This window comes from Kitasatospora sp. NPDC023176, from assembly GCF_055560495.1.
The window spans coordinates 12,408-13,371 of the sequence record NZ_JBVHIP010000072.1 but is presented as its reverse complement, the minus strand read 5'-3'; the positions used below and the strand labels follow the sequence as shown (position 1 = coordinate 13,371).

The 964-nt window shown below is 67.8% G+C and carries 1 protein-coding gene; it reads right to left on the bottom strand.

Going from position 1 to position 964, the window contains the following annotated elements; translation table 11 throughout:
• Positions 1-271: 271 nt before the first annotated feature.
• The coding region (locus tag ACZ3YL_RS41920) for a phospholipase A2 (protein WP_465663074.1) at positions 272-964 on the bottom strand (693 nt) is incomplete at its 5' end.

The following is a 964-nucleotide window of genomic DNA, read 5'->3' as shown; positions in this document are numbered from 1 at the left end:
ATCACTATCCGCCGTCGTGCACCGCATTCACGTGTGAGGGCACTCACCCATCAGGCGCCCGCCACATCACCGACCGACCCACCGCCACCACGCTGAGTCAACACCAGGTGACCGCCATTGAGACCGCCACCACACCCGGCCGAAGATCGCGGACATGCCCTCATGTAGGCGATACGCGACGCTGATGCGGTCGCCGGAGTCGGAGGCCGGGCCCGTGCTCATGGGTGTGCCGCACGGCCGTCGGCCGTGCGGCACATCTGGAACCGGCGGGTCAGCCGCCGATGGTGACGCCGGCGTAGTAGTTCTGGGCTGTCTTCAGGCAGAGCAGGCGGGCGAGCTCGGTAGGGTAGACCTCGTAGCGGCTGATGAGGTGGGGCTCGCACACGCTCCTCAGGTCCTGCAGGAGGACACTGTCGACCTGGACCTTGGGCGCGGTTCCATCGATGTTGCTCCTGAACGCCTGGTCGCCGATCAGTTCCTTGTAGTTGCGGTAGCCGAAGTCGTGGCGGGCGCAGGCCATCTTGAAGTCGAAGCCGACTGGCTTGTCGGGAGAACTGGTGCAGTAGTCCGTCGACCAGTTGAACTCGAACACGTCGGGCTTGCCCTTCATGTGGTCGCGGCGCGCCGCGTACCAGGCGGCGGTGGCGTCCCCGCCGGACGCGGTCAGTGCGCCGAGGCGCTGGAGCTTCTGCTCGTCCGTGGCGGGGTTGGCCACCGGGGCGCTGACGCTGAGGTCCCAGTCCTTCGCCGTACCGGTGTAGCGGGCCACGGACGTGTGGTTGGGTGCGAGGCCGTACAGCAGTTCCCCAGTGGCGGCGAAGTCCGCGCCGGGGCCGCCGACCGTGACCCACCTGGTGGACTTTCCGGTGTACTTGTTCAGGTTGCCGGTCTTCGGGTCGACGGCGAACAGGCCCGCACCGCCGGCGTAGAGCTGGGCGGCAGGGGTGGTACCGACGGTGCGCCA